We start from the raw sequence: 24,984 nt of genomic DNA on the forward strand, positions 1-24,984 counted from the left end.
CGGCGCACCGCGCATCACTGGGCTAACGAGTTAAACCCGCGCCAACTCTGGCAGGTCACCCGACAAACCCAGCGCCTGACGCACGAACAGCGCCTTGGCTTCCGGCAGGTCGTCCACCCAGTTGAGGCCGCTGTTGCGCAGCCAGCGCACGGGCAGCGGATCAGCCTGGAACAGCCGCTCGAAGCCTTCCATCGCCGCCATCATCGCCAAGTTGTGCGGCATGCGCCGACGCTCGTAGCGGCTCAGCACCTTTACATCACTCAGACGCTCGCCACGTTGCGCGGCGTGCAGCAACACCTCAGCCAATACCGCGACATCAAGAAAGCCCAGGTTGACGCCCTGCCCGGCCAACGGGTGGATGCTGTGCGCGGCATCGCCAATCAGTGCCAGGCCATCCTCGACATAACGCTTGGCGTGCCGCTGACGCAACGGAATACACAGGCGCGGGTCAGCTTGCAGCACCTCACCCAGACGATGTTCGAAGGCAAAACCGAGGGCGCGGCGGAAACCCGCATCATCCAATGCCATCAGCCGCTCGGCTTCAGTAGGCGTAACCGACCAGACAATCGAGCACCAGTGCTCACCTTCGGGACCGGCCAGCGGCAAAAAGGCCAACGGGCCGTCATCGGTAAAGCGCTGCCAGGCGGTGGCCTGATTTGGCTTGCTGCAACGCACGCTGGTGACGATGGCGTGGTGCAGGTAATCCCATTCACGGGTGGCGCAACCGGCTAAACGGCGCACCGCCGAGTTGGCGCCGTCGGCAGCAATGATCAACGGCGCGCGTAGCTCACGGCCGTCGCTCAGGCTGAGTAACCAGCCCTCGCCGGAGCGGCGTAACTGCTCCAGACGTGCACCTGGCAGCAAGCCAATCGAACTGTCATGCAGGCGCTCAAGCAGCGCGTCCTGCACCACGCGGTTTTCGACGATATGGCCCAGGGATTCGGCATGCACGCTGGCCGCGCTGAAGTGAATCTGCCCGGTGCCCGAGCCATCCCACACCTGCATCTCGGAATAGGAGCAGGCGCGCCGCGCGGCAATGCCATCCCACACACCCAGGCGTTCAAGAATGCGTTGGCTGGCCACCGACAGCGCGCTGACTCGCGGCTCGAAGGCGGCCTGCGGATCAAAGGGCTTGACGCTCAGCGGGCTGCCATCAACCAGCAGGATTTCCAGGCCCTGATCCTGCAGGGCCAGTGCCAGGGCGCTGCCCACCATGCCTGCGCCAACGATGATCAGATCCGCTTGCATCACATATTCCTTGTTCAGGCTGCCTGCCGAGCGCGCGGTTTAAGTCGCACGTAGAGAGTTTTATGCACCCGCGCCACCAGGGTACCGCTGCCATCGCGCACCTCTACATGCAACTCGGGCAGGTATTTGTCACCGTCGGCGGTGTGCTGGCGAATGTCCTCGAGCAGGTGTTCGTCGATGCTGAAATCGGCGTACACAGGGCCTTTGCCGGGGGCGATAAAGTCGATGCGCGCCGCCTTGTCCCACACGATAAATTCACGCCCAAGGTTTTCCATGATCATCAGCATGAAAAACGGGTCGGTCATCGAATACAGGCTGCCGCCGAACTGGGTACCAACATAGTTGCGGTTATACCAGCCCAGCCCCATCTTGACCTGCACCTGACGGAAGTCCGCGCTGATCTGCCGCACCCGTACGCCAGCCCCCAGGTAGGGCGGATACAGGTTCATCGCCCAACGCAGCAGCCGCGCCTTGCGCGCCAATTTATTTGCCGACATGACTCAATACTCCGAACGGGTGCCGAGGCCCATGGCCTGGCGGGCAAACCAGCGTTTCGCCGGAGGAAGAAGATCGAGGCCAAGCAAACCGAGGTTACGCCCGGCAGCCAGCAGCGGCTGGCCAGTGCTGAACAGGCGGGTGACCTGGTCGGAGAAGCCGACGGTCAGCTGCTGATCCATCTGCTGACTCTTCAGGTAGCGCTGCAGGGTGGTCAGATCGCCCAAGGGCGCGCTGCTGTCCAGCAGCGTTTCTGCCAGCACCAGGGTGTCGCGCAACGACAGGTTGTAGCCCTGCCCGGCAATTGGATGCAGGCTGTGCGCGGCGTTACCGAGTACCACCAGATGCTGACGCACCTGCTCCCTGGCGGCCGTCAGCGCCAGTGGATAGAGATGCCGCGTACCAACCTGGCGCAAACTGCCCAGGCGATAACCGAAGGCCGGCTGCAACTCGGCAAGAAACGCCGCATCGTCCAGCATCGACAAGCGTTCGGCTTCCAGCGTGGCGCGAGTCCAGACCAGCGCGCAGCGGTTATCCGCCAGCGGCAACAGGGCCATCGGCCCTTCTTCGGTAAACCGTTCGAAGGCCAGGCCGTTATGCGCCTCTTGCGGGCTGACGTTGGCGATCAGCGCGCTCTGGCCATAGGGCGTGTTGCTGACGGCAATGCCCAGTTGCTCGCGCAGCCCGGAGCGGCCGCCTTCAGCGAGAATCGCCAGGCTGCATTCCAGTTCGCTGCCATCGTCCAGGGTCAGCCGGTAGCCATCGGCCAGGGCCTGCATGCGGTTAACCTGAGCCGGGCTGCGCCAGCTCACCACCTGCTGATCCAGCGCCTGCCACAGGCATTCACCGAGCCAGGCGTTTTCCACCACATAGCCCAGTGCCGGCACGCCTTCTTCCTCGGCGCTCAAGCGCGCAGCGGCAAAGCGGCCACGGTCGGAAACATGAATCTGCTTGATCGGCTCGGCGCGCTGGCTGATCTGCTGCCACAGGCCGAGCCGCTGGTAGATCTGCTGCGAGCCGAACGACAGCGCAGTGGAGCGTGCGTCGTAACTGGGCTGATAACCATTGCCCGGGGTGAACGGCTCGATCAGGCAAATACGCCAGTTGCGCTGCTTGGCCTCCGTTTGCAAGGCCACCGCCAGACTGGCACCGACCAAGCCACCGCCAATAATCGCAATGTCGACGCGTGACATGCTCTAGGCCGCCACACTGCGTGCGGCGGCCATCAGCGCTTCAATCTCGGCGACGGTTTTCGGTACGCCGCTGGTAAGGATTTCGCAGCCTGTCTTGGTCACCACCACATCATCTTCGATACGCACACCGATGCCGCGCCACTTCTTCGCCACGTCCGGGTTGTCCACGGCGATGTAGATGCCCGGCTCAACCGTCATGGCCATGCCAACTTCCAGCTCGCGCCATTCGCCGCCGACCTTGTACTCGCCGACATCATGCACATCCATGCCCAGCCAGTGGCCGGCGCGGTGCATATAGAAGGGTTTGTAGGCTTCAGTGGCAATCAGCTCGGCCACATCACCCTGCAGCAGACCGAGTTCCACCAGACCGGCGGTAATCACCTGCACGGTGGTCTCGTGGGCCTGATTCCAGTGTTTGCCAGGGGCGATTTCCTTGAAGGCTGCTTCCTGCGCCGCCAGCACCAGCTCGTAGATGGCCTTCTGCTCCGGCGAGAAGGTGCCGCTGACCGGGAAGGTGCGGGTGATGTCACTGGCGTAGCAGTCGATCTCGCAACCAGCATCGATCAACACCAGATCGCCGTCTTTCAGCGGTGCATCGTTCTCGCGGTAATGCAGGATGCAGGCGTTCTTGCCCGCTGCGACGATGCTGCCATAGGCTGGCATCTTCGCCCCGCCCTTGCGGAACTCGTAGTCCAGTTCGGCTTCCAGGTGGTACTCGAACAGGCCGGCACGGCTCGCCTGCATGGCGCGCACATGGGCACGGCAGGAGATGTCCGCCGCTTCCTTCATGACTTTGACTTCGGCCGCCGACTTGTACAGGCGCTGGTCATGCAGCAGGTGCTCAAGGGTGATGAATTCGTTGGGCGGCGTCGCGCCTTGGCGCGCTTTGGAGCGGATCACGTTGATCCACTCCATCAGCTGACGGTCAAACTCATGATTGGTGCCCATGGAGGAATAGACCCGATCACGGCCCTCGATCAGCCCTGGCAGAATGTCGTCGATGTCACCAATCGGGAACGCATCATCCGCACCGTACTGGCTGATCGCGCCATCCTGGCCGGCACGCAGGCCATCCCACAGCTCACGCAGGGGGTCGCGCTCGCGGCAGAACAACACATACTCGCCATGCTCACGCCCAGGAATCAGCGCAATCACCGCTTCGGGCTCGGGAAAGCCGGAGAGGTACTGGAAGTCGCTGTCCTGACGGTAGATATGCTCAACATCGCGGTTGCGGATATACACCGGCGCAGCCGGCAGAATCGCGATGCTATTGGGTTCCATCTGCGCCATCAGCGCCTTGCGCCGACGGGCGTATTCCGACTTGGGGATGCTGATCATGGGCAGATTGAGTCCACTTCTGGTTACTTGAAAACAGGTGTCATGCAAATCAATGCAGCGACGGTTTCGCCGCGGCGACCACTGGTTTGGCGCACTCGCTGAACAGCAGCAGCGGCGCTACGCGCAGGTATTCCATCACTTCCATGTAGTCGTTCTCGCCATCATCGGACTCGTCCAGGGCGTTCTGCACCTGAGAAATGGCCGAGAGGTCTTGCAGCACTTCCATGGCTTCGGCGCTCAGAGCGCTGTCACGGGCAGTCAGGCCGAAACCACCGAGGAAGCCCTGACACCATTGTCCCAGAGCCACAGCGCGCTCGCTAAGCGGCGCATCGTCGCTGGGCAGCAACAGCACCACGGTGACGTCATTGCTGGACAGTTCGTTCTTGACCATTTCCTGCAGGCCAATCAGCGCCTGGCGCACGGTATCTTCCGGCGCAGCGCCGAGCAGCTCGGCGGCATCCACCAGCCAGGGGTCGATTTCAAAGCCGGCGCCGGCGCAGCTACGACCGAGCAACAGGCCATGCAACTCAGCAGGCGAAACGGTATAACCGCTGCTGGCTAGCAGGGTTGCAAAAGCAGAATACGGGGAGTTCGAGATAGGCATAGATAACTAGGCGCAACGCTGCGCAATCACTAGAATGGAGGCCTCGTATCCTAGCACCGGCAAGCCCACCAAGACTATTCAAGGTGCTCGGCGGAACGTGCATGTCCAACCTGCCAACACCGCGACGCATAGCCACAAGATGATCGCCGGGTGAAACACATCAAGCGCTGGCGCAGTAATCTGTTCCACACTGACCAAACTGCCGAGTATCCACAGCATGCACTGCTCGGCACTGTCTAAGACGATCGAAAAACGCTATTTTTCCCCTTGTCTGTCCCGCTCATATACCCGCGAGTAGAGAATCCATGGAAGACGCCGATCTGCATGCACTCACGACCAAGCTGGATCTGCTTATCCAGCGCGTCGAGCAGCTCAAAGCGCAAAACCGACTGCTTCTGGCGAGCGAAAAGGCCTGGCGCGAAGAACGCGCGCAGTTAATTGAAAAGAACGAAATGGCCCGGCACAAGGTCGAATCCATGATTTCGCGCCTCAAAGCCCTGGAGCAGGATTAATGACCCAGTCGAATACCTTGACCGTCCAGATTCTGGACAAAGAATATTGCATCGCCTGTCCCAGTGATGAGCGCAGCAATCTGGAGAGTGCCGCGCGCTACCTGGACGGCAAGATGCGGGAGATTCGCTCCAGCGGCAAAGTGATCGGTGCCGACCGCGTTGCCGTGATGGCCGCCCTCAACATCACCCACGACCTGCTACACAAACAGCAACACCTTGATCAGCAGGCCGGCGCCAACCGCGAACAGGTGCGCAGTCTGCTCAACCGCGTCGACGGTGCTCTGGCGCGGGATGCCGATGAGCAAGCCAACTGATTACGCACAGACGCTTTCGGGTATACTAACGGCCGCTCCCTGGAGTGTGCGCCAGTTGGTGATGTCCCTGAGCCGATACGCACAAACCCGGGGGTTGCATGTTGAGGCCGGTGTGCATGTCCGCCTGACGGAAAGCCTTAACGCCTCCTGCAACCTCCACCTTGAACTTTCGGGTTCAAGGGCTAAACCGACAGCGGCACGTCGGGGAGTCACCCTTTTCAGCCTGTTGCCCAGCCGTGGTCACAGCGCCCGCCCAAGCCCATGCCCGATACTTCTGCACTGAGTCGCACGCAACTGCGCCGACACCTGCGCGCGCAACGCCGCGCACTCAGCCGCCAGGCCCAGCGCCACGCCGCGCGCGGACTGTACCAACAACTCGCCCAGCACCCACTGTTTCGCCGTGCGACGCAGATTGCCCTGTACCTGCCCAATGATGGCGAGATCGATCCGCGCCCACTGTTGCGTGCGGCGCAGCAGCGCGGCAAGGCGACCTACCTGCCAGTGCTCAGCCCCTGGCCACGCAGCAAGATGGTGTTTCAGCGCATCCGACCTGGCGAACGCTTGCAGAAAAACCGCTTCGGCATTGACGAGCCGCGGCGCAACCGCAAGCAGCAGCGCAAGATCTGGACCCTGGATTTGGTGCTACTGCCCCTGGTTGGCTTCGACCGTCACGGCGCGCGCCTGGGCATGGGCGGTGGGTTTTATGACCGTAGCCTGGCCTATCGCGCACTGCGCAAAAATTGGCACAAACCGACATTACTCGGCTTGGCGCATGAGTGTCAGCAGGTCGAACAGCTGAGCATGGCCAGTTGGGACGTGCCCTTGCAAGGCACGGTAACGGATAAGGCGTGGTATTGATGGTGTAGCGGTACCGCGCTCCCTGCGGTACACAACCGGCTTAGCCTGCCGCTTTGGGCTGCACCACCGGCGCAGGCTGGCGCTCCCACAGGCTCTGGGTGTAACCCGTGGTTACCACGCCCAGACTGAACAGAATCACCAACACCCACAACACATCTGGTTTACGTTTCATTCAATGCCTCCCCCTTTAAGGCATAACGCGCGGTGTTTCCGCAGCCATTATTGTTATAGATCCCGCAACGGTGGCCATCCGCCCTGCCATTCGGGCAACAAGCCCATGTGATAGATAGCGGGCGGCACACCCAGTCCGTTAACGGACTGACCCACAGGAGCAAAGTTCATGCCTTATTGGCTAATGAAGTCAGAACCCGAGGAACTATCCATCCACGACCTTCAACGCCTGAAGCAGACACGCTGGGATGGCGTGCGCAATTACCAGGCACGCAATTTCGTGCGCAGCCTGCAACCGGATGATTTGTTCTTCTTCTACCACTCCAGCTGCCCGGAACCGGGCATTGCCGGGATCGCCCGAGTCATCTCGGCGCACTATCCTGACCCGACGGCGCTGGAGCCTGAAAGCCATTACTTCGACGCCAAAGCCAGCGCCGCGAAAAATCCGTGGAGCGCCGTCGACGTGGCGTTTGTTGATGCATTCAAACGGGTCATACCACTGGCACAGCTGAAAGCTCAGAGCGCCTTGCTGGAACTGCCACTGGTACAAAAAGGCAGCCGTCTCTCAGTGATGCCCGTCAAAGCTGAAGAATGGGCGGCCATTCTCGCTCTGCGCTGAACGCAGCAGGCTGGAATGACGATCTATTGAATAATCAGGTTGTTGAACAGCAAATCTTCAACCAGCGGCTTGCCTTCTTCCTGGGTCAGAACAGCCTGAACCTGCTTGAGCGCTTCCGCACGCAACGTCTCCCGCGCACCAGAGGCCGCCATGGCCTCTTCAGTCTGCTGCGAAAACAGCATAACCAGCTGATTACGAATCAACGGCTCATGGTGTTTGACCTTGGCCTCAATATCCGCACCAGTAACACGCAAGGAAAGGTCCGCCTTGTAGAACTTCAACTTGGGGCCCTCACCAAAATTGCCGACTAACGCAGGAACCAATGTGACATAAGCGACCACGGGCGCCACGGGCGCCCCCTCCTTCGGCTCTTCATCTCCCGAGGCATGCGCCAGTAAAGGCAGGGACAGAGCCAACAGCATTGCAATCAAGGCTTTCACAGGCAGTATTCCTCGCTAATTTGCACCTAGCATAGCCAGAGTCTGCCCACAGCCCAAGCCCCAAACTTATGCTGACTCATCAGGCGCAGCCATGCTCGTTGACCCTGGCACACCCACCCCTACACTGCATGACCATCAACCGCAGAGGAAAGCCTGATGAAAGCCGTGCTGTGCAAAGCCTTCGGCCCCGCCGAAACCTTGGTGCTGGAAGAAATCGCCAGCCCCGAAGCGAAGAAGAACGAAGTGCTGCTCGACGTCCATGCGGCCGGAGTCAATTTCCCCGACACCTTGATCATCGAAGGCAAGTACCAGTTCAAGCCGCCCTTCCCGTTCTCACCGGGTGGCGAGGCCGCTGGCGTGGTCACGGCCGTCGGTGAAAAAGTCAGCCATCTGAAAGTTGGCGACCGGGTGATGGCCCTGACCGGCTGGGGCAGCTTTGCCGAGGAAGTGGCAGTACCTGGCTACAACGTCATGCCGATTCCGCCGAGCATGGACTTCGCCTGCGCCGCCGCATTCGGCATGACCTACGGCACCTCGATGCACGCCCTCAAGCAACGCGCCAATCTGCAACCAGGTGAAACCCTACTGGTACTCGGTGCGTCCGGTGGCGTTGGTCTGGCCGCCGTGGAAATTGGCAAAGCCATGGGCGCCAAGGTGATTGCCGCCGCCAGCAGCGCGGAAAAACTCGAAGTGGCCAAAGCCGCTGGTGCCGATGAGCTGATCAACTACAGCGAATGCAGCCTGAAGGACGAAGTGAAGCGCCTCACTGGCGGCCAGGGCGCAGACGTGATCTATGACCCGGTGGGCGGCGACCTGTTCGACGCCGCAATCCGCTCAATAGCCTGGAACGGCCGCCTGCTGGTGGTGGGTTTTGCCAGCGGGCGCATCCCCGAGCTGCCAGTCAACCTGACCTTGCTCAAGGGCGCGGCCGTGGTAGGTGTGTTCTGGGGGGCGTTCGCCCAGCGCCAGCCGCAGGACAACGCCGCCAACTTCCAGCAACTATTTGCCTGGCACGCCGAAGGCAAGCTCAAGCCGCTGGTATCGCAGACCTTCCCGCTGGCACAGGCAGCCGAGGCGATCAACACCCTCGGTCAGCGCAAGGCAGTGGGTAAAGTCGTCGTCAGCGTACGCTAAGCCCAACGCGTAGCAAAAGGCCGCCCATCACGCGGCCTTTTTATGCGCAGGCTTCAGCCGCGCGGCGCGTAGGCGAATACATCCGCACGCATCTGGTGAGCATCCATACCCGCTTCCACCAGCGCATCCAGGGTGGCGTAGACCATCGCCGGCGAGCCGCTGGCGTAGACATGCAGCGCCTTGAGGTCAGGAAAGTCTTCGCGCACCGCCTCGTGCAGTAGGCCGCAACGTCCCTGCCAGCCACACGGGTCGCTGACCACCTGATGCAGGAACAGGTTGGGCACCTGCTGCCACTGCGCCCAGTGCTCCAGGTCGTAAAAGTCTTCTGGACGGCGTGCCCCCCAATACAGGTGCACCGGATGGACGAAACCGGCAGCGTGGCAGTGTTCGATCAAGCTGTGCATTTGCCCCATGCCGGTGCCAGCAGCGATCAGCACCAGCGGCCCATCCGGCAGCTCCGCCAGGTGGGCGTCGCCAAACGGCAGCTTCACCCGTACCAGTCCACTGCGGCGCAGCTGGGCGATCAGCGCAACCGTGACCTCATCGCGAGCCAGCACGTGCAGCTCCAGCTCACGCCCACGATGCGGGGCTGAGGCCAGGGAGAAGGCCGCGTAATCGTCGCCATCACGCTGCAGCAGCAGGTATTGCCCGGCGTGGTATCGCGGCACCTTGCCGGCAGGGGTCTGCAGGCGCAGACGAAAGACATCACCGCCCACGTCATCACACGCGACCACCTGGCAGGCCAGCTCACGCACCTGCAGCTCGCCAGGGGCCAGCACACCATCCCAGTGCAGCACACAGTCTTCCAGCGGCTCAGCCAGGCAGGTGAACAGTTCGCCCTGGGTCAGCTCGACCCCACCCTGCTGCACACGGCCCTCCACCAGCAACGCCGCGCAGATATGGCAGTTGCCATTGCGGCAGCTCTGCGGGCAGTCGTAACCCAGTCGTCGCGCCGCATCGAGAATGCGTTCGCGGGGCTGCACGTCCAGTACGGCACCTGAAGGGTTCAGGGTGACTTTCATCAATCAATTCCCAACTCAGACCACAGCGCATCGACGCGCTGCTTGACCGCCTCATCCTGCACGATAGCCCGGCCCCACTCGCGGGTGGTTTCCCCAGGCCATTTGTGCGTGGCGTCCAGCCCCATCTTCGAGCCCAGACCCGAGATCGGCGAGGCGAAGTCGAGGTAGTCAATCGGCGTGTTGTCGATCATCACCGTGTCGCGCTTGGGGTCCATGCGCGTGGTAATCGCCCAGATCACGTCATTCCAGTCCCGTGCGTTGATATCGTCGTCGGTGACGATCACAAACTTGGTGTACATAAACTGACGCAGGAACGACCACACACCGAGCATGACGCGCTTGGCGTGTCCCGGGTACTGCTTCTTCATGGTCACCACCGCCATGCGGTACGAGCAGCCTTCCGGCGGCAGGTAGAAGTCGGTGATTTCGGGAAACTGCTTCTGCAGGATTGGCACAAACACTTCGTTGAGCGCCACGCCGAGAATCGCCGGCTCATCCGGCGGACGGCCGGTGTAGGTGCTGTGGTAAATCGGCTTTTGCCGGCGCGTGATGCGCTCGACAGTAAACACCGGGAAGGTGTCGACTTCGTTGTAGTAACCGGTGTGGTCGCCATAAGGGCCTTCCGGCGCGGTCTCGCCGGGGTGGATCACCCCTTCGAGGACGATTTCGGCGCTGGCCGGCACCTGCAGATCACTGCCACGGGCCTTGATCAGCTCGGTGCGGTGGCCGCGCAGCAAACCGGCAAACGCATACTCAGACAAGGTATCGGGCACCGGGGTGACCGCACCGAGAATGGTCGCCGGATCAGCGCCGAGGGCCACGCACACCGGGTAGGGACGATCCGGATACTTCAGGCACCACTCGCGAAAATCCAGCGCACCCCCACGGTGGCTGAGCCAGCGCATGATCAGCTTGTTGCGGCCGATCACCTGCTGGCGATAGATGCCGAGGTTCTGCCGTTCTTTATTCGGGCCTTTGGTGATGGTCAGGCCCCAGGTGATTAGCGGCCCGACATCGCCGGGCCAGCAGGTCTGCACCGGCAGCTTGGCGAGATCGACGTCGTCGCCCTCTTCGACCACTTCCTGGCACGGCGCATCCTTCAACACCTTGGGCGCCATGCTCAGCACTTTCTTGAAGATCGGCAGTTTGCTCCAGGCATCCTTCAGCCCTTTCGGCGGTTCGGGCTCTTTGAGAAAGGCCAGCAACTTGCCAATTTCGCGCAGCTCACTGACCTCTTCCGCGCCCATGCCCAGCGCCACACGCTTGGGCGTGCCGAACAGGTTGCCGAGCACCGGCACATCGAAGCCCGTGGGGTTTGCAAAGAGCAATGCCGGCCCGCCTTTACGTAAGGTGCGGTCGCAGATTTCGGTCATTTCCAGCACAGGGGAAACCGGCGTTTGGATACGCTTGAGTTCGCCGCGCGTCTCCAGACCGCGAATAAAATCGCGCAGATCACGATACTGCATGCAGATGCCTCGTTTCGGGCCGAGCAATAGGGGCGCAAAGTTTAGCGCCGAACTCGGTCTTTCAGAAGGGAAAGCCAGCCTTCAGACACACAAAAGCCGGGCTTGCCCGGCTTTTGTTGTAAGGCGAAGAACGCCTTACTTACGCTTCATCGACTGGAAGAACTCGTCGTTGGTCTTGGTCGCTTTCAGCTTGTCGGTAAGGAACTCGATGGCGGCAATTTCATCCATCGGGTGCAGCAGCTTGCGCAGAATCCACATGCGCTGCAGTTCGTCCTCAGCGGTCAACAACTCTTCGCGACGGGTACCGGCGCGGTTGATGTTGATGGCCGGGAACACACGCTTCTCAGCAATACGACGGTCCAGCGGCAACTCCATGTTGCCGGTGCCTTTGAACTCTTCGTAAATCACTTCATCCATCTTCGAGCCGGTTTCCACCAGCGCGGTGGCGATGATGGTCAGCGAGCCGCCTTCTTCGATGTTACGCGCCGCACCGAAGAAGCGTTTCGGCTTCTCCAGAGCATGGGCGTCGACACCACCGGTGAGCACCTTGCCGGAGCTTGGGATCACGGTGTTGTAGGCACGCGCCAGACGGGTGATGGAGTCAAGCAGGATGACCACATCCTTCTTGTGCTCAACCAGGCGCTTGGCCTTCTCGATGACCATTTCGGCCACCTGCACGTGACGGGTTGGCGGCTCGTCGAAGGTCGACGCGACCACTTCGCCGCGCACGGTGCGCTGCATCTCGGTCACTTCTTCCGGGCGCTCGTCGATCAGCAGCACGATCAAGTGGCACTCAGGATTGTTGCGCGCGATGTTCGCCGCAATGTTCTGCAGCATGATGGTCTTACCGGCTTTCGGCGGTGCAACGATCAGGCCGCGCTGGCCTTTACCGATGGGCGCACACAGGTCGATGACCCGGCCGGTGATGTCTTCGGTGGAGCCGTTACCGGCCTCCATGACCAGACGCTTGTTGGGGAACAGCGGCGTGAGGTTTTCGAACAGAATTTTGTTCTTGGCGTTTTCCGGGCGGTCGTAGTTGATCGTGTCAACCTTGAGCAACGCGAAGTAGCGCTCGCCTTCTTTCGGCGGGCGAATCTTGCCGACGATGGTATCGCCTGTACGCAAGTTGAAGCGGCGGATCTGGCTCGGCGAGACGTAGATGTCATCGGGGCCAGCGAGGTACGAGGCATCCGCAGAGCGGAGAAAGCCGAAACCGTCCTGGAGAATCTCCAGCACGCCATCACCGGAGATTTCCTCACCGCTTTTAGCGTGTTTTTTCAACAGCGAGAAAATCACGTCCTGCTTGCGCGAACGGGCCATGTTTTCCAGGCCCAGTTGTTCGGCGAGTTCCAGCAGTTCGGTGATCGGCTTTTGCTTGAGTTCGGTCAGATTCATAGGAATGACGTAATCATGAGGGAGGGAAATAAGCTAATAAGCTTGGTAGGCCGTGCCACTGAGCGGCGATTTGATCGCCCGTGTGTATCGAGGGTATTCGCGGAGGAATCCGTCGGCGACGGCTTGCAGGGGGCTGCATAGGAAATGCAACGAGGCCGAATGTAACACCGGGTTTATTGATCCGTCCAGCACTCAGGCAGAAAAAAGCCCCGCATTTCACGGGGCTTTCACGAGCAGGCGGCGCTGTTGCCATGCACGGGCCATGGCCCGACAGAGCGGCTGGCCGAATACTTAGATGTTGCTGTCGAGGAAAGCCGCCAGCTGCGACTTGGACAGTGCACCCACTTTGGTCGCCTCAACATTGCCGTTCTTGAACAGCATCAGCGTCGGAATACCACGCACGCCGTATTTCGGCGGAGTGTCCTGATTTTCGTCGATGTTCAGCTTGCAGACCTTCAGCTTGCCTTGATAGACCTGGGCAATCTCATCGAGCACCGGCGCAATCATCTTGCAAGGGCCACACCACTCAGCCCAGTAATCGACCAGTACCGGACCTTCAGCCTGGATCACATCCTGGTCGAAGCTGGCATCGCTGACATTGGTGATGAAGTCGCTCATGGAAAGTCTCCGTATTCGGAAGCAAAAGATGGCCGACATCATAGCCCGGCTTTCCTTACACAGGAAGGCAGTGGCAATTGAGCTTCTCTATGACCCATAGCGAAATTTGTCGCCTGGACAGCCATATCACAGTTTATTCAGACAGCCGGCAAACCCTCAGCCCTCGCTGTGCGACCCCCTTAACAAGGTCAGCCAACAGACCTGCGACATCAGTATGCGTTGGCGGAGCTGGGCTATCGTGGCACGATGGCACGGTTCCGCAATGAGATGGTTCTCCATGCCGTATACCCCTGCCGAGTCTTTTCCTTTGATTGCTGCTATCGACCTGGGCTCCAACAGCTTCCATATGGTGCTGGCCAAAGCCGACCATGGCGAGATCCGTATCCTCGAACGCCTCGGCGACAAGGTGCAACTGGCAGCTGGCATTGATGAAGAGCGCCTACTCAGTGAAGAGGCCATGCAGCGCGGGCTGGACTGCCTGCGCCGCTTTGCTCAGCTGACCGCCAGCCTGCCGGAAGGTGCAGTACGCGTCGTGGGCACCAATGCCCTGCGTGAGGCGCGTAACCGTGGCGAATTCATCCGCCGCGCCGAAGAAATCCTCGGCCACCCGGTTGAAGTCATCTCCGGACGCGAAGAAGCGCGACTGATCTACCTCGGCGTATCACACAGCATTGCCGACACCCCTGGCCGACGCCTGGTCGCCGATATCGGCGGTGGTAGTACCGAGTTCATCATTGGTCAGCGTTTCGAACCCCTGATCCGCGAAAGCCTGCAGATGGGCTGCGTCAGCTTCACCCAGCGTTTTTTCAAGGATGGCAAGATTACCCCGGCGCGTTACGCTCAGGCCTACACCGCTGCGCGCCTGGAAATCATGGGCATTGAGCACGCCCTGCGCCGCCTGGGCTGGGAAGATGCCGTCGGCGCATCGGGTACGATCAAAGCCGTAGGTCTGGCCATTCAGGCCGCCGGGCTCGGCTCCGGTGAAGTCAATGCAGCCGGCATGGCCTGGCTCAAACGCAAGATGTTCAAGATCGGCGAAGTAGAAAAGCTCGACCTTGACGGCATCAAGCCGGATCGCCGAGGCATCTTCCCGGCGGGCTTGGCGATTCTCGAAGCGATCTTCGACGCTTGCGATATCCAGCGCATGAGCCATTCCGAAGGTGCGCTGCGCGAAGGCGTGCTCTACGACCTGCTGGGCCGCCATCAGCATGAGGACGTGCGCGAGCGCACGCTGAGTTCGCTGATGGAGCGCTATCACGTCGACCTGGAGCAAGCCGCGCGAGTGGAGAGCAAGGCACTCTCTGCGCTGGACAAGGTCACCGGGGATTGGCAGCTGGAAGACGATTGGCACCGCGAGCTGCTCAGTTGGGCGGCCAAGGTGCATGAAGTGGGCCTGGACATCGCTCACTACCAATACCACAAGCACGGCGCTTATCTGGTCGAGCACTCCGACCTGTCCGGCTTCTCACGTCAAGATCAACAGATGCTCGCGCTCTTGGTGCGCGGCCACCGACGCAATATTCCCAAGGACAAGTTTGCCGAGTTCGGCGCCGAAGGCATCAAGCTGATCCGCCTGTGCGTACTGCTGCGCTTTGCCATCCTGTTCCACCACATCCGTGGTACTCAGGAAATGCCCAACGTGCAGCTCAAAGCGGCCGAACAGCGTCTGGAGATTCAGTTCCCTGAGGGCTGGCTGGAGAGCAACCCGCTGACCCAGGCAGATTTCACCCAGGAAGCGGAGTGGCTCAAACGGATCGGGATTGAACTGAGTGTGAGGTGACGCTCACGCCCTCCCCCGCATTGGCAGAGGGCAATGGCGATGGGTATCAGCCCACTTGCCTAGCGGGCGCTGATCAGCGGTGCCGTCAGCTTCTCCAACAAGCCTGCCTGCGCGCTGCGTGGGTTCTGGTTACCGCTTGGGCTGACACGCAGATAACGCCCGTCCGGCTGCAGCACCCAGGCTTGGGTGTTGTCAGTCAGGTAGCTTTCCAGCTCCTTTTTAACCCGCAGAATCAGCTTCTTGCCTTCCACCGGGAAGCAGGTCTCGACGCGCTTGTCGAGGTTGCGCTCCATCCAGTCGGCACTCGACAGGTAAATTTTCTCCTCGCTGCCATTAAGGAAATAGAACACGCGCGTGTGTTCAAGGAAGCGACCGATGATCGAGCGCACCTGGATATTGTGCGACACCCCGATAATCCCAGGACGCAGGCAGCACATGCCGCGCACCACCAGATCGATCTTCACCCCGGTCTGGCTGGCCTTGTACAGCGCACGGATGATCTTCGGATCGGTCAACGAGTTGAACTTGGCAATGATATGCGCCGGCTTGCCCTCGGCCGCCAGCGCGGTTTCGCGGGCGATCATGTCGAGCAGGGTCTTCTTCAGGGTGAACGGCGCGTGCAGCAGCTTTTTCATGCGCAGGGTCTTACCCATGCCAATCAACTGACTGAACAGCTTGGACACGTCTTCACACAGCGCAACATCAGCGGTGAGCAGGCTGTAGTCGGTGTACAGCCTGGCGTTACCGGCGTGGTAGTTACCGGTACCCAGGTGTGCGTAGCGGACAATATCGCCGGCTTCGCGGCGCAAAATCAGCATCATCTTGGCGTGGGTCTTGAAACCCACCACACCGTAAATCACCACCGCACCAGCCGCCTGCAGGCGGCTGGCCAGTTGCAGGTTGGACTCTTCATCGAAGCGCGCGCGCAGCTCGATCACCGCAGTGACTTCCTTGCCGTTACGCGCGGCTTCCACCAGCGCGTCGACGATCTCCGAGTTGGCCCCGGAGCGGTACAGCGTCTGCTTGATAGCCAGCACATGCGGGTCTTTCGCCGCCTGACGCAGCAGATCGACCACCGGGGTGAACGATTCAAAGGGGTGCAGCAACAGCACGTCCTGCTTGCTGATCACGCTGAAGATGTTCTCGGCGTTCTGCAACAGTTTGGGGATCACCGGGGTGAACGGTGTGTACTGCAGCTCCGGGTGGCTTTCCAGGCCGGTGATGCTGAACAGGCGGGTCAGGTTGACTGGACCATTGACCCGGTACAGCTCGGCCTCGGTCAGGCTGAACTGTTTGAGCAGGTAATCGAGCAGCGGGCGCGGGCAGGTATCGACCACCTCCAGGCGCACGGCATCGCCATAACGGCGGCTGAACAGCTCACCACGCAGGGCGCGGGCCAGGTCTTCGACGTCTTCGGTATCGACTGAGAGGTCAGCGTTACGGGTCAGGCGGAACTGGTAGCAACCTTTAACCTTCATGCCTTGGAACAGGTCATCGGCATGGGCGTGGATCATCGATGAGAGGAAGACAAAATTATCCCCCGGCCCGCCAACCTCTTCCGGCACTTTGATGATGCGCGGCAGCAAACGCGGGGCCGGAATGATCGCCAAACCGGAGTCGCGGCCGAAGGCATCAATGCCTTCCAGTTCGACGATAAAGTTCAGGCTCTTGTTCACCAGCAGCGGAAACGGGTGGGTCGGGTCGAGGCCGATCGGGGTGATGATCGGCGCGATCTCGTCGCGGAAATAGCGACGTACCCAGGCCTTGTGCTTGGCCGTCCAGAAGCGCCGGCGGATAAAGTTGACGTTGTGCTTGGCCAGCGCCGGGAACAGGGTGTCGTTAAGAATCGCGTACTGACGATCCACTTGTTCGTGCACCAACTCGGCAATCCGTGCCAGCGCCTGATGCGGTTGCAAGCCATCCGCGCCGGCCTGTTCGCGGGCGAAGTTGATCTGCTTCTTCAAACCGGCCACACGAATTTCGAAGAACTCATCCAGGTTGCTGGAGAAGATCAGCAGAAACTTCAACCGCTCCAGCAGCGGATAGGACTCATCCAGCGCCTGTTCCAACACGCGGATATTGAATTGCAGCTGCGACAGCTCGCGGTGAATATACAGGCTGCTGTCATCCAGGTTGTGGATCACCACAGGCGCCGGGACAACCACCGGAGCGGGTGCCTCGGCAGGTGGCGCCTCGACCACGGCGGCGTCCTCGACGACCGGCTGGGCGTCCTGCAATTCGGTGTTACTGAGTCCTTCGGTGTTCATCTGGAGTTCCTGTGGGGCCTACTGCCCCTGCTTCAGCAGTTCTGCCGCGCGCACGGCGAAATAAGTCAGGATGCCATCAGCACCCGCACGTTTGAAGGCGGTTAGTGATTCAAGAATCACCGCCTCGCCCAACCAGCCATTCTGGATCGCTGCCATGTGCATGGCGTACTCACCGCTGACCTGATAGACAAAGGTCGGCACTTTGAATTCCGTTTTGACCCGCCAGAGGATGTCCAGGTAGGGCATGCCCGGCTTGACCATGACCATGTCCGCGCCCTCAGCCAGGTCCGCCGCCACTTCATGCAGGGCTTCATCGCCATTGGCCGGGTCCATCTGGTAGCTGGCCTTGTTGGCCTTGCCCAGGTTGGCCGCCGAACCCACCGCGTCGCGAAACGGGCCGTAGTAGGCGCTGGCGTACTTGGCCGAGTAGGCCATGATCCGCACATTGCTGTGGTCGGCCAGCTCCAGCGCCTCGCGGATCGCCTGTACGCGGCCATCCATCATGTCCGAGGGCGCGACCACCTGGGCACCGGCAGCGGCATGCGAGAGCGCCTGCTTGACCAATGCATCGACCGTAACATCGTTCATCACATAGCCGGAATCATCAAGGATGCCGTCCTGGCCGTGCGTGGTGAATGGGTCCAGTGCCACGTCGCTGATCACCCCCAGTTCGGGGAATTTGGCGCGCAGAGCACGGATGGCGCGCTGGGCGATGCCGTCCGGGTTCCAGGCTTCTTCCGCCAGCAGGGATTTCTTCTCCAGCGGCGTCACCGGGAACAGCGCCAGCGCCGGAATACCCAAAGCGACCCAGTGCTCGGCTTCCTTGAGCAGCAGGTCGATGGACAGGCGTTCGACGCCGGGCATCGAGGCAATCGCTTCGCGGCGGTTTTCGCCGTCGAGGACGAACACCGGCAGAATCAGGTCATCGACACTCAGGCGGTTTTCCCGCACCAGACGCCGGGAAAAATCATCACGGCGGTTGCGACGCAGGCGAGTGGCGGGAAACAGGCGATTGGCGGGGGTAAAGCTCACGGCAGACTCCGAAGCCCGCAGCAACGGGCGAGTGTGACAGTTATAAGCGGCCATTATGACCAAAGTATGACAACGCACGACAGCGCTGCGACTGCTTGCCGCAAGCCCAGCAAGCATAGCGCCGCGACGGGCGCGAGGATATGCCGGAAAAGCAGGAAGGTAGGCCGAATAACAAGGCTTAAACGCATAACGGTGGAGCAGGCCTGGGCCTGTCCAGCGTTATCGGGTTCAGCAGCAGTCTCTGCCTAAGCAGGCACGGGATTATGTCCGCGCGGCGTCCAGAACAGCGCACCGACACTGAGCAGGCTGTAACCCAGCAGCAGCGCCCAGAGCAGTGGCTGAGCGGTCAGCAGACCAAGTTGCAGAGCCAGCCAGGCCGCCGGCAGGTTGAACAGTAGACGCAGTATTTCCAGACGCTTGGCCGTCGGCCGGTTTTCCAGCCAGCAGCCGATGGTCATCAGCCCCACGGCCATCCAGACGATGCCCAGCAGCGCCTGCGTCAGGCTCAGTGTGTCGCCCATGCCCAGCAGCCAGGTGCCCGCCACCACATACAGGCTGAACTGCACACCGGCGTAGAGCTTCTGCGTCAGACTCAGCGGCACGTCGAATTTGACGAACTGGCTAAGGTCCGGCTTGTTCTGCGGGTAGTTGGCCGCGACATCGGCCGGGCGCCAGCCGGTGCGCATAAACCAGATGCGCAGCTTGTCCCACCAGGACTCGGCCCGTACCGCGTCCTGCCACAGCGCAACATAGAACTGCGCATTGGCCCACAGCGGGTTCCAGCTGGCCAGCGGCGTGGTTACGCCGAATATCACCGGTTCTTCGTCCAATTCCTCCTGAAAGGTGCCAAACAACCGATCCCAGAGAATGAACACACCGCCGTAATTGCGATCCATATACACAGCATTCTGCGCATGGTGCACGCGGTGGTTGGACGGTGTGATAAAGAACCACTCGAACCAGCCCAATTTGGGGATATGCCGGGTGTGCACCCAGAACTGATAGAGCAGGTTGAGCGCCGCCACGGTGAGGAATACCAGCGGCGGCACACCAGCCACGGCCATCGGCAGGTAGAAGATCCAAGCGAAAATAAAACCGGTACTGGTCTGCCGCAGCGCCGTGGAGAGGTTGTAGTCCTCGCTCTGATGGTGCACCGAGTGCGCGGCCCAGAGCACATTGCGCTCGTGCCCCAGGCGATGGTTCCAGTAATAGCAAAAGTCGTAAAACACAAACGCCAATAGCCAGACCCACAGGCTGCTGGCCGACAACTCGAACACGCCGAAGTGTTGCCAGGCCAGGGTGTAGGTGAGCAACCCGACGGCCTTGGTCAGCAGGCCCACGGTGGTCGACAGCACCCCTGCACTGAGGCTGTTGAGGGCGTCGGAGAAGCGGTAGGTGCTGACCCCGCGCCAGCGGTCGAGCAGCAGTTCCAGGGCGATCAAGGCAAAGAAGAACGGTACGGCATAGAGGATGTAATTCATGGTTTCACCTGTTGCATAGGCCATATCGCAGCACGCGGCTAACGGCTAGGATGCTGAACAAATCCTAGCCCAGCGTCACATCCGCCTCGCGGCGCGCCATGCCAACCTGGGTGGCATATGGCGACATTAGGGCTCAGGCGACGACAGGACACGACTCAATTCGATACAGCGGGTTATTCAGGAGAATTTGATGAGCAAGAAAGTCGCGGTGATTCTTTCCGGCTGTGGCGTCTATGACGGCGCGGAAATCCATGAAAGCGTGATCACCCTGCTGCGCCTCGATCAGCGCGGCGCGCAGGTGCAGTGCTTCGCCCCCAACGTACCGCAGCTGCACGTAGTCGATCACTACAGTGGCGACGAAATGGACGACACGCGCAACGTACTGGTTGAGTCAGCACGCATTGCCCGCGGCAAGATCCAGGACGTCAAGGAGCTGCATGTCGGCGACTTCGATGCGCTGATCCTGCCCGGCGGTTTTGGCGTGGCGAAAAACCTCTCCGACTTCGCCATCAGCGGCGCCAACTGCACGGTGCAGCCCGATGTACTGAGCGCTACCCAGGCCTTCGTCAAAGCCGGCAAACCGGTGGGCCTGATCTGCATCGCCCCGGCGCTGGCCGCGAAGATCTTCGGCAACGGCGTGATCTGCACCATCGGCAAGGACCATGAAACCGCCGCGACTCTGGTGCAGATGGGCGCCGAGCACCATGAGTGTGAAGTCAGCGAGATTGTCGAAGACGCCGAACATAAGCTGATAACCACCCCGGCCTATATGCTCGCCCAGTCGATCAGTGAGGCCGCCTCGGGGATCAACAAGCTGGTGGATCGGGTATTGGAGCTCAGCCACCCAGCCTGACAGATCGCTGAAAAACTACCTGCGTTGGCAATACTGCGTTAAAAACGGCCTCGGAAGCCGCTGGCGGCTAACGCGCTTTAGCCCGACCCGAAGGGCGAGTGAAACGAGTCATGCTCATTTACAGCCCGTAAACTCCGCTTGATTCGCTGCGCTCACCCTGCGGGTCAGCCGCTGGCTGTTACTCCGCTACGCTGCGTTTCTCGGCCGTGTTGACCAGCCGGAGGCTGTTGCTAACGTAGCGCCTTGTCTTGCCTGCCTCGCCTACGTTTTTTCCAACGATCTGTTAATTGGCCGGCTCAGCCCGGCATATCAGGTCAATCACGCCAATGCGCGCGGCACTCCAGCCGCGCCACTGGCCAGATCAGCTCGAGTGCGACAGGTTGAGCATCCCTTCGCCCAGGCACGATCTCCATGAACAACCCACCTTTTGAGCTCACCGCTGAATTACAGCAGGCGGTCAGCAACTTTTTTCAGCGCATTCCTTTCAATCAGGTGCTCGGTATCGAGTTGGATGAGCTGAGCGCCCAGCGCGTGACCATGCACCTGCCAATGAAGCCCGAACTGATCGGCAACTTTGTCCACGGCATTCTGCATGGCGGGGTGATTTCCTCGTTGCTGGATGTGGCTGGCGGCGCCATGGCGTTGATTGGCGCCTTCGATAAGCACCAGCATTTGTCCAGCGCCGAGCGCATGGCGCGGCTGTCAAAGCTCGGCACCATCGACCTGCGCATCGACTACCTGCGCCCCGGCCGCGGCCAGCGCTTTACCGCCACCGCCGTGCTCTTGCGCACAGGCAACAAGGTGGCGGTGGTGCGCAGCGAACTGCACAGCGACGATGGCACCCTGGTCGCTGTCGGCACTGGCACTTATCTGTGCGGATAGTCCAGGTCGGTTCAGAGAGCAGCGATGCGGGAGGGCTTTAGCCGCATGAGACGCCAAGGCTCGCCGCTGAAGCGCCTCCCACAGCAGCACGCAGGATGCACTAACGGCTCAAGCGGGTGAGGATGCGGTCCAGTGAATTGGCGAACGCCTGTTTGTCGCGCTCGCCATACGGCGGCTGACCGCCGCCGACCTGGCCCAGTTCGCGCAGCTCGGTAAACAGGTTACGCACGGCCAGCTTGTCGCCCATGTTGCGCTCATCAAACTCGCGGCCGCGTGGGTCGAGAGCCGCCACGCCTTTTTTCACCAGGCGGTCGGCCAGCGGTACGTCGCTGCAGATCACCAACTCACCTGGCACAGCGTGTTCAACCAGGTAATCATCCGCCGCATCCGGGCCACTGGGTACCACGATCAGCCGCACGCAGCTGTAGGCCGGTTTGACTTGCGCCTGCCCCGCCACCAGCAGCACCTCGAAGCGCCGCTTCAGGGCGAACTTCACCACCTGATCCTTGGCCGCCTTAGGGCAGGCATCGGCATCAATCCAGACTCGCATGCGCGTGTTCTCCCTCAGCAAAGCATCATTATGCCAGTTGCAACCTGCGAGCCATGCTCGCCGCCACTGTTCACGCTGAGTGTCATCCCCTGAGAGACGACAGCTGGTCTGGACGCGAACAAATTGCCATTACGCACCACAAAATTGGGCATATAATTTCGCCCCCACCATTTATGCCCAAAAGGTATTTTGGCCCTCGCGCTTATGAGGGATTGGCAGGATAGCCAAAAGCAATGCACGCCAAGCGGACCTCGTCTTGCTGACCGCAGAGTCGGCAGAATTTACGAACCCGATGAAAATGTGAGTATCCGATGCAATCTCGTGCTCTAGTCGCGCTCATGCTGTGCGCGTCTTTGCTCCTAAGCGGCTGTGCGGCTTTCCGCAGCTACGAAAGCGAGCTGACCCAAACCAACCAGCACCTGCAAAACGGTGATATCGACGCAGCCCTGGCGCTCTTGGAAAAGAACAACAACGGCGAAAGCAAAGACCTTCTCTACTACTTCGAGAAAGGCGAACTGCTGCGCAGCAAAGGCGATCTGCAAGGTAGCCTGGCCGCCTGGACCGAGGCTGACAAGCAGGTCATGGCGTGGGAAGAAGCTGTGCGCGGCGACCCAAACAAATACCTGGGCGAATTCGGCAGCTTTCTGGTCAATGACCGGGTGCGCCGTTATGAAGGGTATGACTACGAAAAAGTCATGCTAACCACCCAGATGGCCATCAACCACCTGGCCTTAGGCGACTTCGAAGCGGCGCGCGTTGAAATCAAGAAGACCCATGAGCGCGAAGCACTGATTGCTGAACTGCGCGACAAGGAATACCTCAAGCGCGAGGAAGAGGCCGAAAAACAGGGCGTCACGGCCGAACTCAAGGACCTCCAGGGTTACCCCGTGGAGTCGCTGAATGCCCCAGAGGTGATCAGCCTGAAGAACAGCTATCAGAGCGCCTTCAGCCACTACCTGTCCGGCTTCGTTTATGAAGCGCTGGGCGAACGCGGCATGGCCGCCCCTGGCTACCGCAAGGCTGCTGAATTACGCCCTGACACGCCGCTGCTGGAGCAGGCACTGCTTGAGCTGGACAAGCCCGACGCCCGTGCAGCCGATCAAAGCGATGTGCTGCTGGTGGTGCAAACCGGGCTGGCTCCGGCACGGGACTCGGTCCGCATTCCTCTGCCAATTCCAACCAGCAGTGGTCTGATCATCACCCCGCTGTCCTTCCCGGTGATTAAAAGCGATGCCTCCACTGCAGACATCAGCAGCCTGTCGCTGGACGCACAGAGCCTGAGCCTGACTGAACTCAACAGCACTGAAGCCATGTCGCGCCGCGCGTTGCGTGACGACATGCCCGGCATCATTCTGCGCACCAGCGTACGTGCCGCCACACGCAGCGTGGCCCAAAAACAGCTCAACGATGTCAACCCGCTCGCAGGCCTGGCCGTAGGCATCGCATCGGCCATCACCGAAGGCGCCGATGAACGCACCTGGCGCACCCTGCCCGACAACACCCAGATCATTCGCCTGCGACTGAAAAAAGGTGAGCATCTGCTGCAACTCGCCGACAGTCAGGTACGTCTGAAGGTTGAACAGAACTACCAGGTTGTGCCACTGCGCCTGATCGGCAGGCAGATTTTCACCAGCGGCACCGCCGCCAATCTGGTTACACCCGCGCCGCTGCCCAGTGTGGCACAGGCCTCTAGCCTTTAAGGAGACAGATGATGTCACGTCCGCTTTTTGCCATTTTCGGCCTGGCCCTGTTGGCCGGCTGTGCCACACCGCCCCCGCCTGCACCAGGCAGCGCGGCCAGCAAGGTGGTATCGCTCGGCAGCATGGAGCACATCGAAGTCGGTGCCATGCGCGTTGCCCGTGAAAACGGTTTTCTCACCGTCAAAGTCGAGCTGAAGAACAGCAGCCACAAAAACAAATCCATGTACTACCGCTTTGCCTGGCTGGGCAATGACGGGTTCCCGGTTGCCGGCGAAGAAGGCTGGAAAAGCCTGACCCTGTACGGCACGCAAACCGCCTACCTGCCTGCCATCGCCCCAGTGCCGCAGGCCACCGATTTCCGTCTGGAAGTCCAGACGCCCGACAATAACGTCAACCTGTTCCGTTAAGAGAGATCGCCATGTTGTTTGCACGCCTTTCCTTCGTAGCCGCCCTTGCTCTGCTGGCCAGTGGCTGTGCCTCCACCTCGTCGCCCGTGCTCGGTGGCGGCAATGTCAGCTATGGCGACAGCAAGGCTGTCGAGCTGGTAACCAATGAGTTCGGCTCCACCGATCTGCAGATGATCGCCGAATCGATGACCCGCTCGCTGGCTCAGTCTGGCGTGCTGCAGGGTCGTCCGGTGGTGCAGGTATACGATGTGAAGAACAAGACCAGCGAGTACATCGATACCCGCGAAATCACCACATCGATCAAGACCCAGTTGCTGAAGAGCGGTGTAGCCCGTTTCGCCAGTGACAATGTCGACATGCAGAGCCAGGTTGACCAGCTGAAGCTGCAGAACCAGAGCGGCCTGTACAAGAACTCCACGGTAGCCAAAACCGGCAACATGATTGCTGCCCAATACCGCCTGGAAGGCTCGATCAGCTCCATCGTCAAACGCAGCAGCGATTACAAAGACGTGTTCTACAAGTTCAGCCTGCAACTGGTCGATGTGGAAAGCGGCCTGGCCGAGTGGATGGACGAAAAAGAAATCCGCAAAACTACGGAGCGCTGA

At 60.6% G+C, this 24,984-nt stretch carries 26 protein-coding genes and 1 other RNA gene; 12 read left to right on the top strand and 15 right to left on the bottom strand.

What is annotated here, in order from left to right:
- Positions 1-30 precede the first annotated feature (30 nt).
- From DBR00_RS18675 to DBR00_RS18695, 5 genes are read right to left on the bottom strand one after another with little or no spacing between them, the layout of a single operon-like run.
- On the bottom strand, positions 31-1,248 hold the full coding sequence (locus tag DBR00_RS18675) for a 2-octaprenyl-3-methyl-6-methoxy-1,4-benzoquinol hydroxylase (RefSeq protein ID WP_108489132.1): 1,218 nt from the start codon (positions 1,246-1,248) through the stop codon (positions 31-33).
- Between the two features lie 14 nt (positions 1,249-1,262).
- Positions 1,263-1,745, bottom strand: a complete 483-nt coding sequence (locus tag DBR00_RS18680; protein ID WP_108489131.1) for a DUF4442 domain-containing protein — start codon at positions 1,743-1,745, stop codon at positions 1,263-1,265.
- Between the two features lie 3 nt (positions 1,746-1,748).
- On the bottom strand, positions 1,749-2,936 hold the full coding sequence (gene ubiH / locus DBR00_RS18685; protein WP_108489130.1) for a 2-octaprenyl-6-methoxyphenyl hydroxylase: 1,188 nt from the start codon (positions 2,934-2,936) through the stop codon (positions 1,749-1,751).
- 3 nt (positions 2,937-2,939) lie between these two features.
- Complete coding sequence (pepP, locus tag DBR00_RS18690; protein WP_108489129.1) at positions 2,940-4,274, bottom strand: Xaa-Pro aminopeptidase; 1,335 nt, start codon at positions 4,272-4,274, stop codon at positions 2,940-2,942.
- A 49-nt stretch (positions 4,275-4,323) separates the two neighbouring features.
- A complete protein-coding gene (locus DBR00_RS18695) occupies positions 4,324-4,878 on the bottom strand; it encodes a YecA family protein (RefSeq protein ID WP_108489128.1) in 555 nt (184 codons plus the stop codon).
- Between the two features lie 305 nt (positions 4,879-5,183).
- Between DBR00_RS18695 and DBR00_RS18700 the strand changes: the two genes are divergently transcribed.
- The 4 genes from DBR00_RS18700 to DBR00_RS18715 all read left to right on the top strand — a co-directional run bounded on the left by DBR00_RS18700 (position 5,184) and on the right by DBR00_RS18715 (position 6,562).
- Positions 5,184-5,390, top strand: a complete 207-nt coding sequence (locus tag DBR00_RS18700; RefSeq protein ID WP_108489127.1) for a TIGR02449 family protein — start codon at positions 5,184-5,186, stop codon at positions 5,388-5,390.
- Complete coding sequence (locus tag DBR00_RS18705) at positions 5,390-5,704, top strand: cell division protein ZapA (RefSeq protein ID WP_108489126.1); 315 nt, start codon at positions 5,390-5,392, stop codon at positions 5,702-5,704. The genes DBR00_RS18700 and DBR00_RS18705 overlap by 1 nt, the downstream gene beginning before the upstream one ends.
- A gap of 33 nt (positions 5,705-5,737) precedes the next feature.
- Positions 5,738-5,916: non-coding RNA, 6S RNA (gene ssrS, locus DBR00_RS18710), on the top strand.
- A gap of 49 nt (positions 5,917-5,965) precedes the next feature.
- Positions 5,966-6,562: a 5-formyltetrahydrofolate cyclo-ligase gene (locus DBR00_RS18715; RefSeq protein WP_108489125.1), complete on the top strand. Its 597-nt coding sequence runs from the start codon at positions 5,966-5,968 to the stop codon at positions 6,560-6,562.
- A gap of 40 nt (positions 6,563-6,602) precedes the next feature.
- On the opposite strand, the gene DBR00_RS21205 is transcribed toward DBR00_RS18715, so the two are convergent.
- Positions 6,603-6,734, bottom strand: coding sequence for a hypothetical protein (locus tag DBR00_RS21205; RefSeq protein WP_256583077.1), 132 nt, complete (start codon positions 6,732-6,734; stop codon positions 6,603-6,605).
- Positions 6,735-6,902: 168 nt separating this feature from the next.
- On the opposite strand from DBR00_RS21205, the gene DBR00_RS18720 reads away from it, so the two are divergent.
- Entirely contained in the window at positions 6,903-7,352 is a 450-nt protein-coding gene (locus tag DBR00_RS18720; protein ID WP_108489124.1) for an EVE domain-containing protein, read from the top strand.
- A gap of 23 nt (positions 7,353-7,375) precedes the next feature.
- On the opposite strand, the gene DBR00_RS18725 is transcribed toward DBR00_RS18720, so the two are convergent.
- A complete protein-coding gene (locus DBR00_RS18725; protein WP_256583078.1) occupies positions 7,376-7,792 on the bottom strand; it encodes a flagellar basal body-associated FliL family protein in 417 nt (138 codons plus the stop codon).
- Positions 7,793-7,948: 156 nt separating this feature from the next.
- Here DBR00_RS18725 and DBR00_RS18730 point away from each other — a divergent pair, with 156 nt between their 5' ends.
- Positions 7,949-8,926, top strand: a complete 978-nt coding sequence (locus DBR00_RS18730) for an NADPH:quinone oxidoreductase family protein (protein WP_108489123.1) — start codon at positions 7,949-7,951, stop codon at positions 8,924-8,926.
- Positions 8,927-8,979: 53 nt separating this feature from the next.
- Here DBR00_RS18730 and DBR00_RS18735 read toward each other — a convergent pair whose 3' ends face one another.
- The 4 genes from DBR00_RS18735 to trxA form a co-directional block, all read right to left on the bottom strand.
- Positions 8,980-9,948, bottom strand: a complete 969-nt coding sequence (locus DBR00_RS18735; protein WP_108489122.1) for a CDP-6-deoxy-delta-3,4-glucoseen reductase — start codon at positions 9,946-9,948, stop codon at positions 8,980-8,982.
- Positions 9,948-11,414, bottom strand: a complete 1,467-nt coding sequence (gene ubiD / locus DBR00_RS18740) for a 4-hydroxy-3-polyprenylbenzoate decarboxylase (protein WP_108489121.1) — start codon at positions 11,412-11,414, stop codon at positions 9,948-9,950. The genes DBR00_RS18735 and ubiD overlap by 1 nt, the downstream gene beginning before the upstream one ends.
- A 135-nt stretch (positions 11,415-11,549) precedes the next feature.
- Positions 11,550-12,809 carry a transcription termination factor Rho gene (gene rho, locus DBR00_RS18745; RefSeq protein ID WP_108489120.1) on the bottom strand — a complete coding sequence of 420 codons (1,260 nt, stop codon included), beginning with the start codon at positions 12,807-12,809 and terminating at the stop codon, positions 11,550-11,552.
- 291 nt (positions 12,810-13,100) lie between these two features.
- A complete protein-coding gene (gene trxA, locus DBR00_RS18750) occupies positions 13,101-13,427 on the bottom strand; it encodes a thioredoxin TrxA (protein ID WP_108489119.1) in 327 nt (108 codons plus the stop codon).
- 277 nt (positions 13,428-13,704) lie between these two features.
- On the opposite strand from trxA, the gene ppx reads away from it, so the two are divergent.
- Positions 13,705-15,207 carry an exopolyphosphatase gene (gene ppx / locus DBR00_RS18755; RefSeq protein ID WP_108489118.1) on the top strand — a complete coding sequence of 501 codons (1,503 nt, stop codon included), beginning with the start codon at positions 13,705-13,707 and terminating at the stop codon, positions 15,205-15,207.
- A gap of 59 nt (positions 15,208-15,266) precedes the next feature.
- Here ppx and ppk1 read toward each other — a convergent pair whose 3' ends face one another.
- From ppk1 to DBR00_RS18770, 3 genes are all read right to left on the bottom strand, one after another.
- Entirely contained in the window at positions 15,267-17,474 is a 2,208-nt protein-coding gene (gene ppk1 / locus DBR00_RS18760) for a polyphosphate kinase 1 (RefSeq protein ID WP_108489117.1), read from the bottom strand.
- 18 nt (positions 17,475-17,492) lie between these two features.
- Positions 17,493-18,506 (bottom strand): porphobilinogen synthase, encoded by a 1,014-nt coding sequence (gene hemB / locus DBR00_RS18765; RefSeq protein WP_108489116.1) that lies wholly within the window; start codon positions 18,504-18,506, stop codon positions 17,493-17,495.
- Between the two features lie 245 nt (positions 18,507-18,751).
- On the bottom strand, positions 18,752-19,987 hold the full coding sequence (locus DBR00_RS18770; RefSeq protein WP_108489138.1) for a sterol desaturase family protein: 1,236 nt from the start codon (positions 19,985-19,987) through the stop codon (positions 18,752-18,754).
- Positions 19,988-20,177: 190 nt separating this feature from the next.
- Between DBR00_RS18770 and elbB the strand changes: the two genes are divergently transcribed.
- The gene (elbB, locus tag DBR00_RS18775) at positions 20,178-20,840 is read left to right on the top strand and encodes an isoprenoid biosynthesis glyoxalase ElbB (RefSeq protein WP_108489115.1); all 663 of its coding nucleotides are present in this window, start codon (positions 20,178-20,180) and stop codon (positions 20,838-20,840) included.
- Between the two features lie 411 nt (positions 20,841-21,251).
- A complete protein-coding gene (locus tag DBR00_RS18780) occupies positions 21,252-21,722 on the top strand; it encodes a thioesterase family protein (protein WP_108489114.1) in 471 nt (156 codons plus the stop codon).
- 100 nt (positions 21,723-21,822) lie between these two features.
- Here DBR00_RS18780 and DBR00_RS18785 read toward each other — a convergent pair whose 3' ends face one another.
- Complete coding sequence (locus DBR00_RS18785; protein WP_108489113.1) at positions 21,823-22,272, bottom strand: YaiI/YqxD family protein; 450 nt, start codon at positions 22,270-22,272, stop codon at positions 21,823-21,825.
- A gap of 311 nt (positions 22,273-22,583) precedes the next feature.
- On the opposite strand from DBR00_RS18785, the gene DBR00_RS18790 reads away from it, so the two are divergent.
- From DBR00_RS18790 to lpoB, 3 genes are read left to right on the top strand one after another with little or no spacing between them, the layout of a single operon-like run.
- On the top strand, positions 22,584-23,972 hold the full coding sequence (locus DBR00_RS18790) for a COG3014 family protein (RefSeq protein WP_108489112.1): 1,389 nt from the start codon (positions 22,584-22,586) through the stop codon (positions 23,970-23,972).
- Between the two features lie 11 nt (positions 23,973-23,983).
- Positions 23,984-24,379 (top strand): YcfL family protein, encoded by a 396-nt coding sequence (locus DBR00_RS18795; protein WP_108489111.1) that lies wholly within the window; start codon positions 23,984-23,986, stop codon positions 24,377-24,379.
- 14 nt (positions 24,380-24,393) lie between these two features.
- Complete coding sequence (gene lpoB, locus DBR00_RS18800) at positions 24,394-24,984, top strand: penicillin-binding protein activator LpoB (protein WP_177480041.1); 591 nt, start codon at positions 24,394-24,396, stop codon at positions 24,982-24,984.

The sequence above is a fragment of the Pseudomonas sp. HMWF032 genome (assembly GCF_003060885.1).
Taxonomy (GTDB): Bacteria; Pseudomonadota; Gammaproteobacteria; order Pseudomonadales; family Pseudomonadaceae; genus Aquipseudomonas.